At 42.5% G+C, this 18865-nt stretch carries 7 protein-coding genes; 2 read left to right on the top strand and 5 right to left on the bottom strand.

Annotated elements, in window-relative coordinates; translation table 11 throughout:
- Positions 1-99 precede the first annotated feature (99 nt).
- A complete protein-coding gene (locus H6G79_RS30840) occupies positions 100-4005 on the bottom strand; it encodes an eIF2A-related protein (RefSeq protein ID WP_190594156.1) in 3906 nt (1301 codons plus the stop codon).
- 9 nt (positions 4006-4014) lie between these two features.
- Positions 4015-6216 (bottom strand): pentapeptide repeat-containing protein, encoded by a 2202-nt coding sequence (locus H6G79_RS30835; RefSeq protein ID WP_190594155.1) that lies wholly within the window; start codon positions 6214-6216, stop codon positions 4015-4017.
- A 284-nt stretch (positions 6217-6500) separates the two neighbouring features.
- Between H6G79_RS30835 and H6G79_RS30830 the strand changes: the two genes are divergently transcribed.
- Together H6G79_RS30830 and H6G79_RS30825 are read left to right on the top strand one after the other, a co-directional pair.
- Positions 6501-7262, top strand: coding sequence for a DUF6748 domain-containing protein (locus tag H6G79_RS30830; RefSeq protein ID WP_190594154.1), 762 nt, complete (start codon positions 6501-6503; stop codon positions 7260-7262).
- Positions 7263-7280: 18 nt separating this feature from the next.
- Positions 7281-9092 carry an endonuclease gene (locus H6G79_RS30825; protein WP_190594153.1) on the top strand — a complete coding sequence of 604 codons (1812 nt, stop codon included), beginning with the start codon at positions 7281-7283 and terminating at the stop codon, positions 9090-9092.
- Between the two features lie 226 nt (positions 9093-9318).
- On the opposite strand, the gene H6G79_RS30820 is transcribed toward H6G79_RS30825, so the two are convergent.
- From H6G79_RS30820 to H6G79_RS30810, 3 genes are all read right to left on the bottom strand, one after another.
- Positions 9319-10521: an AIPR family protein gene (locus H6G79_RS30820; protein WP_190594151.1), complete on the bottom strand. Its 1203-nt coding sequence runs from the start codon at positions 10519-10521 to the stop codon at positions 9319-9321.
- A gap of 114 nt (positions 10522-10635) precedes the next feature.
- Positions 10636-14844, bottom strand: a complete 4209-nt coding sequence (locus H6G79_RS30815; RefSeq protein WP_190594149.1) for a DEAD/DEAH box helicase — start codon at positions 14842-14844, stop codon at positions 10636-10638.
- Between the two features lie 238 nt (positions 14845-15082).
- Positions 15083-18865, bottom strand: a 3783-nt coding sequence (locus H6G79_RS30810) for a strawberry notch family protein (RefSeq protein ID WP_191049390.1), incomplete at its 5' end; no start/stop codon positions are given.

Here is an 18865-nt window from a genome sequence, read left to right as displayed (position 1 = left end):
TTCTCCTGAGAGCTTGGGGGTGTAGATTGCTACCTGTCTACTATCTTTTTAACAGATGATTACTTAATCTACAATCACAAGACTTTTGGAAAATTTTAATCAACGGCATACACTAAATTTTTTCTTTACATCAGGAGCGGTAACAAAGTAATCTTTGAGGCGATCGCATCCTTCATTCAACAATTCATTTAATCCCCGGATACGCCACACAATCACTGTTTTGTCGGTACTGGCTGTAGCCAGAAATTTACCATCCGGGCTAAAATCTGCACTTTTAATATTGCCTTGATGACCTGTAAGTTCTGCAACTTGTTGTCCTGATAAATTCCACAGGCGGATTTTGTTAGTCGCAGAAGCTGTAGCTAAGAACTTACCATCCGGGCTAAAAGTTATGTATGTAACTCTACCTTGATAAGTCTTAAATGGTTTTGTTACCTCCTTTCCAGAGAAATCCCACAACCTGATCATTCCATCATCTCCAGCAGTAGCAAGTTTATTTTCCTTTGGGCTAAAACTTATAGTGCGAACATAGCCCTGGTCTAATTTCAATTCTGCTAATGGTTTTTTGTCATCATTAATATTCCACAACCGTCCTCCATTCTCTCCAACTGTAGCTATGAGCTTACTGTCTGGGCTAAACCTGGTAGTTTCCAGCTTGCCTGGATGTTTAAATTCTGCTAACTTTTCCCCTTTGCTGTTCCAGAGTTTGACCATATCATCATCCCCAGCGGTAGCAAACTCGTCAATATTTTTATTAAAATTGATACTTCTAATTGGTCTATCATGACCTTTAAATTCTTTTAGCCAGTTTCCACTATAGTCCCAAAGACCTATTTTGCCATTCTTTCCACCTGTAGCAAGTATGTTTTCTTTTGGGCTAAAGCGCACACTAGCAACACCTTTGTGTTTAGTTGGAAATGACGTTATCTGCATAATCGTATCTCCTTCCCTCTTCCAAAGCTTAACGGTGTCATCATCTGAAGCTGTAACCAGTAAGTCACCCTTTGGGTGAAAACGAACACTATTAACAGTTTGTGTATGTTCTTTTAATTCCGTTAAGGGATTTTTGGGTTTGATTGATGATTTTCGTGGAACAGCCCAGAATCTTACTGTACCATCATCTTTTCCAGCACTAGCAAGAGTATTGCCGTCATCGTTAAACCGGATGCTCACAACATTGCCTTTATGACCCTTTAATTCTGCTTGCAGCTTGCCATTAAAATCCCACAGTTTCACTGTGCCATCGCTACCTGATGTAGCAATCAGCTCATCTTTAATACGAACTGTCTCCACACCTTCAGGGTGAGCCTCAAATTTTGCCACTTCTTTTCCTGAAAAATCCCACAGCCTGAAGGTACCATCATCTCCAGCAGTAGCAAGTTGCTTTCTCTTGGGGTAAAACCAGACACTATTAACACTACATTTTTTAGTGTCTTTGACATTGCATTGATGACCTTTAAATGTTGCTATGGGTTTTGTCTGATTGATATCCCAAAGCTGTGCCAGTCCATCCTCTCCAGCCGTGGCAAATTGCTGGTTATTATCAGGGTTGGGGTTAAGGCTTTTGATACTTTTCTGATGGGCATTTATGGTTAAAATAGGTTCTTTTGTGACAAATTTTCCTTGGAAAGACCACAGTTTGACTTTGCCATCATCTCCAGTTGTTGCCAACAGTTCCGAATTTCTCCCAATAAAACGGACATTGTTAACACTACATTTCTGATCATCCTCTTTCACTGAGTCGTCTTCTATGTCACATTGATGCTGGATAGATGCTATGTTAGGTGGTGTCCATTGCTGATCTTGTGATAAGAAATTCTGTTTCTGTGAGACATCCCATAGCTTCACCCAACCGTTACTTGCACCTGTAGCTAATATTGTTTGGTCTTCGTTAAAATCGATACTCTTGATACTATTATTAGGATGCAGCTTAACATATTTTAATCTTTCCAATTTCTTCTTCTGATAATTCCACCAAGTAACCGTGCCATTTTCTCCGCCAGCAACAATCAACTCTTGTTCCTCTTGTTTGTCTTTCTGAGTGAAATTATTAATAAAACGGATACTATTTACACCTTTTTGATAAGTATTGATTTGATTTGTTTGATGAATATTATCTAGAATCTTCTGTAAAGCTAGTAGTGGACTTGTTGCTGGACAGTCTTGTAAACATTGACTATTCCAAAAAGTTATCTTTTTAACTTCTTGTCCAGCTTCCATTGCTGACACTAAAGCTTCTATCTCTCCATCGCCAGACTCAAAATTTCTTAAAGCGGTGACTCCTGAAGCTTCGACTTTAGCCGTCCATCGTAGCCAAAATGCTATCACAGCCAGCATTGAGACTACTACTAAACCACCTGTCAGTCCAAATAGAGTCAGCTTGCGGCGACCTTCTTTTTGCTTGCGATCGCGATCGCGCAGTGCCAAACTCAGTTGAATGAAACCTTGCTCTGCTTGGCTCAACTCATTTTGGCGTTGCTTAAGCCAATTTTCTGCCTCTGCTAGTGGAATACCTCGCAGCAATAAATCCTCGTCTCGTCTGGCATTTTCCCACTCTCTAATTCTTAATCGTAATATTTCTTGCCAAGTGCGAAAGATGCGATCGCTCTTTATCCACCCACGCAATCGTCCCCATTCTCGAACTAGGGCTTCATGCACTAACTCAACAGTATTTTCTCTAGAGTGTTCATTGTGTCCTGTCACTACCAGCCGTGCTTCATTGCCTGCTAAAAATGTCACCAACTCCCAATTTTTTACTTCTGCACGGGTCGCTAATCTTCGAGTATCTTCTGTGCCTTCACCTGGACGAACTAATTGTAAAAAGATAATCTGTGCTTGTTTTTGTGCCTCCTGACTGAGCTTGTTGTATACTTCTTCTGCATGATTGGCAAGAGCTTGTTCCACTCCTCCAATCTCTGAGTATGCTTGATGAGTTAATACACCTTGACGCTGCTTTACCCACAGTTGCGTCAGGGCAAACTCTAGCAGAGGCAAGTTTCCTGGTTCTTGCTTAACATCATCCAGAATGCGTTTTACTAACCCCGCTTCAAAGGAGACTCCCAACTTTTGAGCAGGTTTCTCAATCACTTGTGAAAGCTCAGAGTGGTTCATCGACCCGATCAGTTTGACATCGGCTTTTAATACATCTGCAAATATAGGATACGCAAGTGCATTTCCTAAAAAATCTGTTCGCATTGTTGACACCAACACAGGAGGCGATGAAAACTGCTTAAATTCAGATTGAAAAGTAGTTATTAAGGTATCTAAAAAACTGTAACGGATTTCTTCATCGCTACATAAGGTATAAAGTTCTTCAAATTGATCAGCAATTAAAAGCACCCGATGATTGGCATAGTTTCTTTCAATTCGCTGAAAAACATCCTTTAATGGAACAGAACCATTAATCAAATATTCAGCTAATTGACGAGCCTGATACATTTGCTCAGTAGCATTTATTTCAGACTCATAAAGTGGAACAAGTGCTTGTGCCAGAGCATAAAAAGGTTCAGAACCAGGCCGAAAGTGAGTAAATAGCCAGTGTCCTTGCTGTTGGAGTTTCGGTACTAATCCTGCTAATACAACAGAAGATTTACCACTTCCTGACGCACCCAGCACAGGGATAAAATTTTGGGTTTGAGTTGCCCTAAACAGTTCTTCTATAAATACTTCTCTGCCAAAAAAGTATTCGGCATCATCTGGGCTAAAGTGATATAAACCACGATAAGGACATGGCAGTTTTTCATCAGTAGAAAAATCTGACGCAGGTTTAGCAGCATATACCCGAATATCTTCCCGGTAATAATAATTTATGATGTGAATATTCTGGGTAATGTTATTACCTTGAACTACTGTGTTATCATCACCTAAAACAGATTGGTTTTCATTACCTTGAATAACTCGGTTTTGATTTCCCTCCAGTGAATTTTGAGGTGTATAACTATGTGCCTGCTGCGTTGAATTTGCATTAGGCTGTTGTGGTTCCAAGCTGTTAGGTGGCTGAGTCATAAAGAAATTTTATAATCCCAACAAGTGAGAACCAGCCGCGACACTTAACCAAGTGGCAATTTTTACGATAATTGGCTTGGCAGAACTCCAAATTTTTTGTCCTGCTTCTACACTCTTGCTACTTTTCTCAAGTGTTTCTGCCACACCTGTTAAACGGTCTAATGCACGTTGTTTATTTGGTTCTTCCTTATCCGTGGCTTTTTTTGCAGCACTTAAATCTTCAACTAATTCTTCTTTTGTATCAGATGGTAATTCTGCTTCTTTAATCAAAGTTTCAAGTTCTGCCAGTAGCTTAACAACATCTTCTTTAGTAAGAGATTCTGCTGTTTCTACACCGACTTGATTTGGTTGTGTTACTTGATTATTCTCACCAAGTACAGCTTGATTATTATCTCCTTGAACTGCACGGTTATTATCACCTTGAACGTTGTTAAAGTTGCCGCCAACGGAACCACCAACTGAAAATCCACCGGGATTGTTGCTCATAAAACCTACCTGCTCAACATTTGAATAAAAGCTGGGACGCTCCAAGGCAGTCATCACCATATTTTCTAATCTGCGGATTTGATTTTCTTTTTCTGCCAGTAATAATTTAATTTCTCTGTCTGGTAAATTTTTAAGTTGATTATAGTTGACGAAATATTCTGCACTCAGTTCGGATTTGTCGGCAGTGATCGCAGTCTTGGCACGGAGCAGAAACTTGTCCTGACCTCGTTTCTCCATTGCGACTATCTCAAGTTCTGCGTCAGGGTGATTTTCGGCTAACTGTTTAAACGAAATGGCGATCGCTCTGGGGTCAACACCTTGGCTGTGGTACAAGTCGAGTGTGTCGAAGATGGGCTTAATAAAATCCCCAAACTCTCCGTCTGCAAACACTTCCTGGCGATTGTCTGGTTTGCGGTGCGGATCAGGGTTATCAGGGGTCGGCAAGCGCATATAAACGTACTCACAGCGCACTCCGTCGAATTTGGTGTCAGTAGTGATGTTCCAATCTTCGATGTATGCTCCCGTGAGAGTCGCGCCTGTGAAGTCAGTGCCGTCGAGTTGGGTTTGTACTAGCTTGGCTCTGGTTAAATCTGCGTCTTGTAAGTTCGCTCCGCTCAAGTCTGCACCGATCAAGCTGGCATCTGTTAGGTTTGCTCCTTGTAAGTTCACTCCCCGTAAATCCTCACGGTCAAATTTTTTGTCTTGTCCCTGACCTGTGACTAACACATTTACCACTTGCGGTTTTTGCAGGTAAGTTGTACCAGGGCGAATATGCTCTAGTTTTTTCGTTATATGGAAACAGGTACGAGTTAAATTAGCTTTTCTCAAATCTGTACTTTTTAGTGTGGCAGATGTGAAATTCGCGTCTGTTAAGTTGGCATTGCGAAACCTTGTACTACCTGTAGCACCACAAGCGACGGCAATGTTGCGAATTAAAGAGTATTTTTCATCTCCTTTCATTGCTCTCCAACCGATGTAAATGCTAAGTAAAGTTCCGGCTCCGTCTAAAATTACTGCTCCAGCCGAAAATTTATCAAAGGTAAAATCTAAGTTTATGCCTTGGGTTGCCAAAGCAAAGGCATAGACTAGAGCTATGGGTACAACTTTGCTTCCAGCCATAGCAAAAGCTACAGCTATAGCAAAGGACACAGCCAAAGTTTTGTTTCCAGCTATGGCAAAGACTACAGAGCTGCCGATAGAACCGCCAACAGAAGCAGCTACGGCAAAGGCTAAAGCTAAAGCTCCTGCCCCAGCCCCTATTCCTACTCCTCCTTCGAGCGCAACTTTTACTCCAACGAAGACAAAGGCGACAGAGCCAGCTACCGCAAAAACTGCGGCCCCGGCGATGGCAAAGGCTACGGCTCCGCCTACAGTACCTACTCCTTGAACAATTGTGGCAAAAAAGTAGGCAATCAATAAGATTAAGATAGTCCAGCCCACTATTTGGTTTTCTAATCCAGAGATGTCAAATATCAGTGATACCAAGTAACCATTTATCGACCAGATAAATCCTGAAACTCCAGACAGCACCCAAGAAACACAAACTAAAAACATAGCCCAAGGCTTTTGCAGTCCAGCAGTAGCATGACTAAAGTTTGCAAGAGTTAAATTAGACCCTGTAAAATCTGTTCCTCGAATATCTGCATAGCTAAAGCTTGCCCCAGTAAGGTCTTGACCCTTGAACGAACGACCTCTGAGATTTTGGTGAGAGAAGTCTTGCGGCATGATGAGGCTAGTGAAAACGAGGATTGACGCTAGATACACCTTGAATATGCGCTTTTACGGACTTTTGCACAAAATTTTTGAGCTATTGCGATCGCACTTGTATGCAGTCAGGCAATTCTGGGATAAGTTTGGCAAACATAATGAGTTCTTAAAACTGTTTTAAGATTTACAGTATAGTTTTTTAACCTATAACCAGTAGTATAAAAGTTTTCGTGTTCCAAGCTACCGTGTTAACTCTGCTTTTAACAAAAGTATTAAACCCACAAATACAATCTAAAGTCGATATGAACAAACAATCCTTTAACCAAAAATACGCAATCGTTCCTCTATTAGGCACTTTAATTATTAGCAACGGATTTTTCGCCAAAGTATCTGCTCAAGACATTTCTGCTCCAAAGACTACTGATTCTGTTGCCGTAACTGTCAAAAACCAAGAGTTTCCCCAATGGGGATATTACACGGTACGAAGAGATTTTCGCAGATGCGCTTCTCCAATCTGTGGTGGATATTTCATCAAGCAAGTCAATTTAAAGGCTACTCCTTGCGTCGATGGTGTTTTTCGCTCCGAATGCTATGTGTCGGCAATTGATTGGAATTCTTTGAAAGTCTCACCTTCCCAATTGGCAAAAATTCAAAATGATGATGGTAGTCGTTTGCTCCTCAGAGGTAACATCGTTCCAGTGACATTTCCTGGATTAGGTGAGTTTGGGAATTTGCAAGTCAAAGAAGCATTCATAGCCGCTACAAATGCCCCAGCGAAAGGTACTTTTGCGGGACTAAAAGACAATGGTATTCGCTGTATCACAACTCCTTGCTTCTCTACAGATCAGCTAGTTCTAAACAAGCCTTATATTTCTCAAGTTTCGTCAATCGATTTGAGTCAAACGGGTGCAACACAAAAACAACTTGATGCAGCAGCAAGTGAAATTTTTGGTCAAGGTTTGATTGCTGTAGGTACAACAAAGGTAGTCGAAAACGTAGATCCAACCAAGAGAGATACTCAGTTTGTGGCTACACAGTTTTATTTGAGAGTGGAACCGAATTAAAGGAATTTTGGAGAAACCATGAAATTTATTAAGCTGCTACTGAGTATTGCACTCATTTACTGTGCTTGGATTAGTCCAGTGCAAGCTAGTCCATTAGCTCAATTACCAACTACTGCACCTCCATCTCTGGAACGGGAAACAACATCTTTAAAAAGCTCAAAAAATGTATTGACAGTTGCTACTTTTAATGTAGAAAATTTAGGTGCTAACGACCGACGTTTTGATAGAATTGCTCAAGTTATTGTCAATAATTTAAACGCACCTGATGTCATCAGTTTAGTTGAAATTCAGGATAACAACGGAGCAATTAATGATGAAGTTGTTGAGGCTAATGAAACTTACCAAAAACTGATTAATGCCATCAAAAATATCAACGGTTTAACCTATAACTTTGTTGACATTGCACCCATTGATGACCAAGATGGTGGGGAGCCTGGAGGTAATATTCGTGTTGGCTTTTTATTTCAACCAAGTCGGATAACTCTAGCGAAACTGTCTCCCGGTGGTTCATTAGATGCTGTGGCTATTCGTAAAGGTTCAAATGGTCTAGAACTTTCTTTAAATCCTGGTCGGATTGACCCTACTAACAATGCTTTCGATGAAAGTCGTAAGTCGTTGACAGCAGAATTTTTATTTAATGAGCAAAAACTGTTGATCATCGCTAACCACTTTGCTTCTAAAAGGGGAGGGACAGCCAGTGATGAAAAACGGGTGAAACAAGCCCAAGTTGTCAATGGTTTCGTACAACAATTATTGCAGATTGACCCGCAAGCAAATGTAATTGTACTGGGGGATCTGAATGACACGCCCAATTCTCCAACTCTGAAAACTTTGAAGGGTGACATTCTGGAGAATTTACCGGAAGGTTTACCAAAAAATGACCAGTTTAGTTACGCATTTAGAGGAAATCGGGAATTAATTGACCATGTGCTGGTAAGTAAAAATCTTCTTAGTGCTGCAAAACCGAAGATTGACATTGTGCATATAAACATTGGTTTCAGCAGACCCGTTAGTGACCATGAGCCAGTTGTTGCAGCGTTTACATTACCTGCTAACACAACCACTTCTCAACCAGTTCCCTCCAATCCATCAACTAACAAACCTACTCCTGTCAGTGACTCAGCAATTATATTGCCGCAGTTATCTAACTCAGATTTAGTTAAGGAATTAGAAAAGAAGTATAAACCCAGCAAAGTTTTGGGTTATGACCGAGCTAGAGACACAATGTTTGGTCTGATTGATAACCAAGCAGGTATTGTCACTGATGTTTATGCTGGTTACTCAATTCGTTTAACTGGTAGTGGTGATCCAAGCCAAGAAGCGGACAAACTCGGCTTGAATACTGAACATACCTGGCCACAAAGCAAAGGGGCTAACAAAGGTAACGCCCAAAGTGACCTTCATCATCTATTTCCAGCACGAGAAAATATCAATAGTGATCGAGGGAATAAACCTTTTGCTGATATAGCTGATACAACTACTAGCAGATGGTATCGAGGTAATTCTGCTCAATCTACAATTCCTATTGCTGCAATTGACGAATTCAGCGAATCAGCCTCTTCTAAATTTGAGCCGAGAGAAAAGGTCAAGGGTGATGTAGCCAGAGCGATGTTTTATTTCTACACTATCTATCGTGAACAGGCTGACCAACAAGATCCAGACTATTTCAAAATACAGCGAGAGACTTTATGTAAATGGAATCAGCAAGACCCTCCAGACAATACTGAAATTGAACGCAATCAGGCGATCTCCAAAATACAGGGTAACGATAATCCTTTTGTGCTAGATGTTACATTAGCGCAACGAACATACTGTAATTCTCAAATGTAGTATTTGAGATTAAAGCTCAAATAGTAGGATTATTGCAACGATCCATAAATCTTTGCAATAACCCTACTACACTTGCTAACCTGAATTTCATGTAGCACAAGAATAGTAAGGCTTGAGCCATAATCTTACCTTTAAATATGTTTTAAGCGATAGCGTAGGGTGGGATAGTTCATATATGTTTTACTTGAGCGACCGTCTAATTTTCACTACACTTCTACCACACAAACTAATTCACCAGCTTCAACTCTTCGCGCTTGCTGTTCGACCCCACCATCTTAATCAACTGCTGATTCAGGTAACTCTGGGCTGAAACATAAACGTTATCCCAAATCACCGGGTTACGGCAGATTTTACTGCCAACAGTATTACCTGCTAATTTCTCCGACACCAAGTATTTTTTGTAATAGTTGTTCCAAAGGTGTTGCAGAAAATCTTCTGCAAACTCATCAAAGGGAATTATCCAGTTGTACTGCTCATCCAAAAACACCCGATAAGCAGCAACAATTGGCATGGCAATATCAGCAGGTGCAGCAAATCCAAACGAATACCTGCTATCCGGCAGCAGCGTATTCTTACGCGGGTCGATTGAAGCGAGGTCAACGACTCCCTTTCTTTTGGGTTTAGTAATATGTTCCTCGATCATCTGAAATAGCCGTTGCTCAATCCATAACCCTTTGGGCAGTAACGGTAACAATTTCGACAGCCGTTGTCTTTCCGCCTCACTCAATGAAGGTGTATTGCTGACAGGTGGGTGTTTGGTTCTACTTTTGCTGTCTGGGTTGTATTTATTCCTGTCCAAGCAGTTCATCAACTTAATGAGATGGTTGACATTACACTGCGGACTTTTGGGCGCACCGCTTTGGTTTTGGTAGTAAGCAATGCGGAATTTGGTTTTTTCCTCTCGCTCCAGTTGAGTTAAAAACTGTTTCAAAAATTTATAATCACCCCTAGCGTTAACTTTAGAACGCGCATCCACTGGGGCAGAAGTATTAGAAGCCAGGGCGATGTCTTTGGCTTCGTCTTCGCTTAACCCAATATGTATTGTGACTTTGACTCTGGCTTTGGAGAGATCGGATTTATTTTCTCTGGCTTGCTGAAAAGCTAAAACTGTATGCCCCCCATTAATGATGCCATCGTTACCGCCCTCACTGGCCTCAAGTATTTCTAGTTCTAGCTGTGTCTTTTTGCTGTTGGGCTTGACCTTGTTGGCACACAGTACGATTCCACTATGCCGCTCGAAGAACTTTTCGGGTTCGTTTGTCAACGAGTCATAGATTTGCTTGTAGGTCGAGCTTTTGCGGTTGGGTTCTCGAATATTTGGCTCTAGCGGCAGGTCGGCGGGGAAGCTGTCAACGTGAACGTTAGCGATAATGCAGTGGGAATTTGCATTGAAAAACTGGTCTACTTTCAAAGCCCAATTTTTTGGCATAATTTCTTTGGTGTGGGGAGCGTAGCTGATATTAAAGAAGGATACAAAATTTAGGAGCAATTGACCAAGCCCTGTAAGTTCAAAACTTTTAAAGGGTTGGAAAAGCCTTTGCTTCTAACTATGAATCAACTGTAACAACGCCTCTGTTGATATCTTGCCACTCATATCAGAACCTTCCAAGAGACTATCCGCTAAATCCCGCTTATGGTGATGCAGTTCCACAATCTTGTCTTCAATAGTATCCTTAGCCACCAAGCGATAAATTGTGACTGGGCGTTGTTGCCCAATGCGGTGGGCGCGGTCTGAAGCTTGGTCTTCTACTGCGGGATTCCACCAGGGGTCTGTATGAATGACATAATCAGCGGCAGTAAGATTGAGTCCAGTACCCCCAGCTTTGAGACTAATCAGAAACACATCACCATCCCCAGCTTGAAAAGCATCTACGCTTTTTTTTCGTTCTGCCATTGAGGTACTGCCATCTAAGTATTGATACTTAATACCTTGTTGCTCCAGAAAATCGCGGATGATGTGCAAATGATCAACAAATTGACTAAATACTAAAGCTTTATGGCGATTTTCGAGAAGTTCGTCCAGCACCTCACCAAAAAGTTGCAATTTGGAACTAGATAAGGCAGTATCAGGCATAACGAGGCTGGGATTACAGCAAGCGCGACGCAGTTTCATAATTTCTGCTAAAACTTGCAAATGTTTCTGTCCTGCATCCGCATTACTTTCACTCAATTTAGATATAGCTTGACGACGCAAAGCTTCATAGAATGCCTTTTCTTCTGTACTCAACTCCACATGAAGCAGAATTTCAGTTCGGGAAGGCAATTCTTCTAATACCTGATTTTTGGTGCGGCGTAATAAGAATGGTTGAATCAGTTTTTTCAATTTATTACGCGCAAGTTTATCTTGATATTTTTCAATGGGGGTAGCAAAGCGTTGATTGAAACTTTCAAAAGAACCTAATAACCCAGGATTAATAAAACGGAACAAATTCCACAATTCACCTAGATGATTTTCAATCGGAGTCCCAGTAGTCAGCAATTTAAAATTAGATTTCAAATTCATGGCTGCCTGAGAACGTTTAGTGTTCATATTTTTGATCGCCTGGGCTTCATCCAGGACAATCGTTTGCCATTGCACTTGAGCAAGCATTTGAGCAACTTCTTCTTGTTGCAATAAACCATAGCTGCATATCAACATATCCAAAGGTTGTAATTCATCTAACAACTTTTGGCGATTAGCACCAGAGAATTGAATGATATTGAGAGTTGGGGCAAACTTTTGCGCTTCACTCACCCAATTCATGCACACAGAAGTTGGAGCAATAATTAGGGTTGGCCCCTGATGGGCATTTCTCAGGATGACAGCCAATGCCTGCACGGTCTTTCCCAGTCCCATTTGGTCAGCCAAGCAAGCTCCTACACCCCAATGTGCTAGACGCGCCAACCAGCAAAAACCTTCCATTTGATAGTCACGCAGTTCGGCTTGGAAAGTAGATGGGAGTTCTGGTTGGAGGTTTTGTACTTCCTTGAGGCGTTTGATATGTTCTTTCCAGTGTTTATCTGCTTTTACCTTACCGACTTCATCAACAAAATCTTCTAATCCTAATGTAGCCAAGGGGTGAAAACGCATCCCTGTACCATGTTTTTCCGAAAACATCCGCAATTCGTCCAGACGTTTGCGAAAAGCTTGAGTTAAAGCCAGAAATTGACCATCTCCAAGCGGAATAAAACGGCTTGGGGTTTTCTCTAATAGTTCTAGTAGTTGCTGCATATCCAGCACTAGGTCGTTATTCAATTTCAATTCCCCAGTGGCTGCAAACCAATCTTGCTGACGTTGAATCGATAAATTAAAGTCTTTTAAGTCGGCATTGTGGCTAACACGCAGTTTTTCTCCTTGCGGCCATTCTATGACGACATTACTTCCCAAAGCTTGCAGTTCTAGCAGCAGTTCTAAACAGTCCTCTGGGTCTTCTATTGTCCATTCACCATCTTGTTCTTCATTGCGAGCCAAAGTGGCGCAGGCTGCTACAGCGTTTGCGGCAAGTTGTTTCTCTTGTAACAAATTTCGTCTGGTTTGTAGACGTTTACCATCAATCTCGGCAATAACAGTTTCACCACCTGTACCAGGACGATAGTAGGGGCCACCTTGGGCAAATGGGCGCGACAATATGGTAACTTTTAAGCCAGCATTGGCAGGCAAAAGGTGGATATGAGGTAATGTCTGAGCGGGTACAACTTCTGCTCCTTCTGCGCCACCACCAATATCCGAATGCACGGTGACAATGCCAGAAACGGCATTAATGGCAGCCAAAACTTGTTTTTCGGCACTTGCTGGTACATTTAATTTATTATCTTTACCAATAATTTCTGCAATACGTCTGTGTTGGGCAGTGATTTCAATAACTTTGATGCGGGTTGGAGTTTCTTTAATATGCAGAATACTCTGCGATTCGATGATTTTGGGAGAAAATTCCAAGGTGAGACGACCAAGTTTCTCTTTTTTAACTAAAAGTTCTGGTTCTCCCTTGACAATTTCTACACGGACATCAGGGCTATCTTCCCAAAAAACTAACGGGTGTCCAATTAAAGCAGAGATGGCTTTTTCCCCGAAAGTATAATCAACTTTGCCATAATAGCCCTCGCTATATACCTCAATACAACTACATACCCGCATATCTTGGGGGGTGATGTAATCAAACTCAGCTAATCCACTGTTCAGACGCTTGAGGGCGATGGGGCGACCTTTACTCCATTCTCCTTTGGCATTTATTTTCTGTTCTTTTGGTTGCAAAACACATCTACTGGGATAGAAGGTAATGAACCATGCTAAACGTAATTCTGACTCTGGTTTTCCTGGTGTTTGTGGTTCTTTCTGGAGATTGGCTAGGGCATTGAGGCACATTTCCCAAGCTTCTTGGGGTCGAATTAAGTCGATAATAGTTTGGATAGCACTATCTTCTCGCAGTGCCTCTGCCTGTTTTTGATAGTTACTACTAGGTTTGAGTCGGGATAGGAGTTCTGCGGTTTCCATTGCCAACCAATGATGCCCTGAAGTAAGCGCTCTCCGATATAATGGCTCTAATAAATTAGGTAAACGTTTTTTTGCAGCGTCGGCATCCATCCAGTAAAGGCAGAGTGAGCAAAACAATGTTTGTAAGCTGTTTTCTTCTTCCACTGAAGAAATGTGAGAGCTAAGGACTAATTGTTTTTGAGTAAGATCACCTTGATGGACTTGCAGTACCATTTTCAGTCTGCCATAAATAAACCTCAGCCAATGATCTGATTGGCGGGACATCGCACTGGTGTAATCTTCTGCTTGCTGGAGGCTCTGCACTGAACCATCTTTTAACAGTGCCAGGATAAAAAATAAGCCCCCCATCGTATTAAAATATATTTGGCGTTTGCCTGTCGCTTTTCTCAGTTTTTTCAGGGCATCTGTATAATACTTCATCGCTTGTTCATTTTCCCCTCGGAGAAAACTTAACCAGCCCCAAAAGATAGCAGCGTTATGTTGATATTCATCTGATATCTGCTCCAAAATTGCTTGTGCTTCTTGAGTACAACCTCGGAGTAACATTTGTTCTGTCAAAATCAAACGTAGATAATCTGAACAATGTTTTCCAGATGTAGAACATTCTTCTTCCAGCAACGTAAACGCATCTTCGGAAATAGACAATTTTAAGGCTGAATTGAGTAGAATACTGAATATTCCATTTTCATATAATCCTTGTGGTAGGGTATTAAACCATTCGGCATCAAATGGGTTATTGCATATCTGCTCAAAGATATTTTGGATGACTATTTTTTCTTCGCTATCAGCATATTTATTGTAATCTTCAATTTGCTGATTAATAAAATTAGGGTCTTGGCGATAAAAACCTATACGGATTTCCCGAATACACTCGCGTAAGCTGCGAAATATCCGAGCATTTTTGTTCCAATGAGTACGTATGGGTAACTTTTCTTCTACTGCTGTGACCAGAATTTCAAAATGTCCGGTTTTTACTGCATGACGAGTAGCAATTTCTGTGAGTAAAGGATGACATTCAGGACTTTGCCTACCTGACTGCACTAGCAAACCTACTTTTAACAATTTATCAATTTGGGGGCTAAGGGTTTTAGTTCCCCAAGGTTTATTATTTTCATCTAAAGCACCCGTTTTACTAATACAACTCACGAATGAATTTTTATCTATCGGTGCATAAATTACTGAGAACAACTGGATAATCTTTTGGGCAGAAGGGTGTAACTCGAAGTATTTCTCAGTGAGTTGTGCTTGTAGTTTTATGGATTTAGACGCAATATTAGTCATTAAGGGCAAAAGACACTTCTGATATATTAAAAATACTAATTTAGATAATTTAACTCAAAACTATTTTGGATATAAATGTTTGCTTTTGGGCTAATGATTAATTGAACATCTTAAGCAGCTATTGAACCTATTTTAAAGGAACTTGTGACGTTATGGTACCTTAATAAAAAGTGCAACTGCAAACCCGAATTTGAGAAAAAACAAAGCGACGGGTAAACACCACATCGCTTTGCGTTCATTAACCTAGAATCTCAATCACCTCACTCAAAACAGCAGCAGCGCGATCTCCCGTTGGCACAAATACCCGCTTGCGCCAGTCGATGATCTCGGTGAAGCAACCTATACTCACCAATCGATCAGCCAACGATAACGCATTGACTAACTCCAGACGTGGCTCACCAGCAATGAAAGACCGCCGCAGCGTTATACCTCCTGGGAGTTGTTGTGTATACTTTTCGTTTAAGACTAGTGAAACCAGTTCTGTGGGACTTAGCAACTGGTTCTTGAGTCCGAGTTGCTCTCGCACAGTTTGGATATCCACTGCATTCACCACCCGACCAAGTACTTTCGCGCCATCACTGGTTTGCAACCGGAACACCCGACTGCTGGTTTGCGGTAGTATCTTCCAAATAGGTAACAAAATGCCTGTTACCAAATGCAGATAGTCGGTGTTGAATCTGGGCAATACGTCCACTTCCTTCGACCATGCCGCGATGAACACTTCAGTAGGAACTTGCTTCCATGTGGATGATTCCAAATCCGTGAGTGTGACGCGAGTTTCTTTTTGCGATCGCACCAACAAAACCCGTGGAATAACACCACCGTCACTGTCGAAGATACTGTGTGTCGGAATTGACACAGCAGCATTTCCCGACTTGGTATTTACCATCAGTCTCCCCTGATATTGAGTGGCAAACTCCAGCATTTCCTCAGCAGTTCTGATGTTGTTTTTCTGAGTTCGTTCTACCTTCAAATAGCTTGTTGCGCTACCAGTGGCAGGATGAGTGTACACAGTTTCCTGGCTCTCGACAGTAAACCGTTCTGCTCGGAGTGTTTCAACACCGACTTCATAGACACCAGCCGCTTGTGCTGCTTCAATCTGCTGAGAAAGCAACAACTCAAAACGCTCGAAAATCAAGTTTTGCATATCAATCCTCAAAGCCAGCAGCCGATTGAGGAATTGACGCAGGGGTGGAAGGTCTATCTTCATTCCGCCCTCATGAGAGGTTAAGCTGAGTCCGGTCATTGTTTCAAAACTTCCCAAAGAAATTTCATAAAACCGACCTTGGTAAATTTGCCGAAATAACTCGTACAGCGCACGTTCGGCATATTGCGACTCCAGGTTATCCTTAGTATCAAAAATACCATTGCCCCCAGTTTGCCGTTGACCGCGAGTTAAAGCACCCAAGCTGTCCAGCCGTCGAGCAATTGTGCTGATAAACCTGCGTTCCCCGCGCACATTTGTTGTGACTGGTCTGAACACTGGTGCTGATGCTTGGTTAGTACGATGCGATCGCCCAAGCCCTTGAATAGCATTGTCAGCCCTCCACCCGGCCTCCAAAAGGTAATGCGATCGCCTACGACGATTCACAGCGTTAAGGTCGGCGTGGTAGCTGCGACCTGTACCGCCAGCATCAGAGAAGATGAGAATTTGCTTATCGCCCTGCATAAATGCAGCAGTTTCAGCAATATTCGCCCCACTGCCACGCGAATCAACGAACAAACGACCAGATTCATCTTTTAAAACTCGTTTACTACGACCAGTTACTTCAGCAACCTGTTTGTGACCGAAGTGCCACAGCAATTGTTCTAGTGCGCCGGGGATGGGGTCAAGGCTGGCCAGTCTGTCAACCAACGCATCTCTTAAACCCACAGCTTCAAGTGAGACAATCGGAGAACCGTCCGCGTCAAACAGTGGTTCAGAGCGTTCTGAGCCATCTTCGGCGGAATGGATTTCATGCAAATGGATTGGGAAAGCACTCATCAAATAATCCATGAGATATTCCCTTGGAGTCAGATCCAAGTTTAAATCCTTCCATTCCTCGGCAGGAACTTCGTCTAACCGTCGCTTCAGTAGTTCTTCGTTTGTGGAGACGATTTGCACAACAACAGCATTCTCCGCAGCTAAATCATTTTCAATCGCCTTAATTAACTGAGGGCATTTCATCCCCGTGAGCAAATGATTGAAGAATCTTTGCTTATGCGATTCAAACTGCGATTTGGCGGACATCTTAGCAGCGCGATTGTACGTTTTGGAGCTAGAGATATTACAAGCCTCCAATGCCTTCTCTAAATTATTATGAATAACCTGAAAAGCGTCAGAATAGCTGTCGTAAATGCGTTCTTGCGTCGGCGTTAACTCAATTTGAAGTGTGTCATATTCTACACCATCGAAGGAAAGCGATCGCGCCAAATACAAACCGAGTGCCTTGAGATCCCGTGCAACAACTTCCATCGCCGCAATGCCGCCAACAGAGATAGACTCCACAAAATTCTCTCGTGAGGTAAACGGGAAGTCGCCAGTCTGCCAAAGTCCTAAACGATTAGCATAAGAGAGGTTTGAGACTTTGGTTGCTCCGGTTGCCGACACGTAAACAACCCTGGCATTGGCAAGTGCATTTTGCAGTCTCAGCCCGACAATGCCCTGCTGAGAAGCTGCAACCATACCGAGCGTTCCTTCTTGCGCCATTGCATTTCCCATGCTGTGGCACTCATCAAATGAAATGACACCCTCAAAGTCCGCACCAGCCCACTCCACGATTTGTTTGAGCCGACTTTTACCGTTCTTTTGTGAGCGCAGAGTTGAGTATGTGCAGAATAGAATGCCTTGGGTGAATGGGATTGGCTCACCCAGCTTGATGTTCGAGAGGTCGATGATGTCTTTGTCAGTACTACCTAAAGCACACCAATCTCTACGGGCATCTTCAATTAATGCGGCACTTTTGGATACCCAGATAGCTTTTCGCCGCCCCTGACACCAGTTATCTAATATAATACCTGCACACTGTCTACCCTTACCCGCACCCGTCCCATCGCCAAGGAACCAGCCACGACGAAACTTTACGGCATTTTCTTCGCCTTGTGCTGCGACTGTTACGTTATCCCAGGAATCATCCACAATATAAGAACCAGACAGAAATTCTGAGTGCGCTTGCCCTGCATAAATCACGCTTTCAAGCTGTGCTTCAGATAATAAGCCTTGTGTGACAATATTTTGTGGAAGATATGGTTTGTATGTAGGAGCCGGTGGTGAGACAAGTGCTAGGGCTGCACTCTCACAAAGCAGCGAGGGATGGGGTAAAGCATCTTTGATTCTAATGCGTTGTGGGCGATATGTTTCATAGAGGGTATCTTTCAAACCATCGGTAGCCGTCCACTCCACTACCTCATACTCCAGAACTACTACATCGAGAATTTCTGAATAGGGTTCTGGTTGTGGCACTGTAGTACGTTTGGGCAGTTTAACAACCTTCGTGGCAATGAAAGCAGCTTTAACAGTGGCAGCTTCAAGGGGCGAACGCTCAGGCAATTGCCCAATCAACGCCAGTATTTCAGGCAAGTCCAGCGTTTCTCGAATACAAGGGATGTCGCCGGAGTTAGATGCCGGGACTTTATCAATAACGGTAATTCGGGTTTCGATTGTTGTCCCATGCTTGGCGTAAGCTTGACCACTGACCCCGACCGAAAGCACCACGCTGGATTTCTCCTGCCACCTAACGAAAGTTTCGCGCCAAGTGGGATTATTAGGAGAGAACCAGTTAGCGGAGATTGTCACCAATCGCCCACCGTCCGCCAGCTTTTGTAGTGCTGAGTTGATATGCCGAGGAGTTGCGTCGGGATTGCGATCGCCGATTCTTGGAGATGAGGAAAACGGCGGGTTCATCAACACCACTGAGGGCTGAGTCTTTCCTGCCAAATAATCGTTAATCTGCTCGGCGTTAACAGAGAACAGTGGAGTACCAGGAAACAGCCGTCGGAGAATTTTGGTTCTGTCTTCTGCCAGTTCGTTGAGCATCAGACT

It is taken from the genome of Anabaena sp. FACHB-83 (assembly GCF_014697485.1).
Lineage (GTDB): Bacteria > Cyanobacteriota > Cyanobacteriia > Cyanobacteriales > Nostocaceae > Nostoc_B.
This window is presented reverse-complemented; position numbering and strand designations above follow the sequence as displayed.